Genomic DNA, 1171 nt, shown 5'->3' with positions numbered 1-1171 from the left:
TAAAAACATAACAAAGCGTTAAAGAGGGATTCGTGCCGCGTGGCATTTTTGGTATGCGGTAATTTTTGTGGTGAAAGTGGTCTGCGGAAAGTTGGTTTGTGCTGCACTCACCCCTTAACGCGGCGTTATGCTTAATCACCAAAAATCAGTTGGTTGCATCTTTTCTTTGCTCCCTCGGTGTGTTGGTTTTGTGTTTGTCGGCAAGTTGGCTTTTTTGAGCGCTGTTTTTCGGACACTTATTCTTTGGCGCTGGAAATTCAGAGAATTGCCTCATTCAATTTTCGGGCAAGCGCGAGGTTAGGGCGGCTGGCTCAATCAGAAATCCATTTTTAGGTTTTCAAACTTCAAACCAGATTTGCCAAAATTCCGAGCCTGATTATCAAAACTATGATTCATTTCGGTTTTCTACGTTTTGGATTTTGTGTGTAAATCAAAGCCGAGTTAATCTTGGTTCTAGTAAAACGTAAACCATTGAAGCTTAAGCATAACAAGGCGTTCAAGAGGGATTCATGCCGCGTGGCATTTTTGGTTTGCGGTGAGTTTTGGTGATGAAAGTGATCTGCGGGAAGTTGGTTTAAGCGGCACTCACCCCTTAACGCGGCGTTATGTGAATGAGGAAGTTCAGTGATAGAAGCGGTAATTGGTTTAGTTGGTGTCATTGTTGGTGCGTTAGTGACTGGCTTGAAAGATTGGATTACGTCGTATCTTTCTAAAAAGGCTCGGAAGAAATATTTAGCTACACGAGTAGTTAGTATGCTAGAGATTTTTGTTGATAATTGTGCTTTAGTCCTGAGTGATGATGGCACCGTATGTGGCCAACCAGACAAAGATGGCTACTATTATCCGCAGGTTAAAACTCCTACTTTCGAGCCCTTATTACTAGATGTTGATTGGCTATCAATTGACGCTAATTTAATGCATAAAATCTTATACCTCCCAAATGAGGTATATATGGCGGATAGTAAAATACAGAGTATCTGGGACTACAATCCAAATCACCCTGAGCACCCGGAAATTTTTGAAGAACGATATTACCAGTACTCAAGAGTAAGCGCATCATAAACCCCGCATTCTAATCGTCTAGCCCGAATAATAAGATCAAACCTCCAACCCAAAGGAGATTTGAAATGGCCAAACGACGCACTAACCAAGAATGGCGAACCCTGTTCGA

The 1171-nt window shown here is 42.0% G+C and carries 2 protein-coding genes; both read left to right on the top strand.

The genetic code is table 11. The features are described 5' to 3' along the window. The first annotated feature begins 484 nt into the window (after positions 1–484). Complete coding sequence (locus tag UF06_RS28275; protein WP_082069562.1) at positions 485–628, top strand: DUF3265 domain-containing protein; 144 nt, start codon at positions 485–487, stop codon at positions 626–628. Then, on the top strand, positions 625–1062 hold the full coding sequence (locus tag UF06_RS03610; protein WP_052702515.1) for a hypothetical protein: 438 nt from the start codon (positions 625–627) through the stop codon (positions 1060–1062). The genes UF06_RS28275 and UF06_RS03610 overlap by 4 nt, the downstream gene beginning before the upstream one ends. Positions 1063–1171 lie beyond the last annotated feature (109 nt).

It is taken from the genome of Vibrio sp. S234-5, assembly GCF_000960595.1.
Classification (GTDB): domain Bacteria; phylum Pseudomonadota; class Gammaproteobacteria; order Enterobacterales; family Vibrionaceae; genus Vibrio.
The sequence above is the reverse complement of the archived record's forward strand: the minus strand, read 5'-3'. Positions and strand labels throughout refer to the sequence as shown.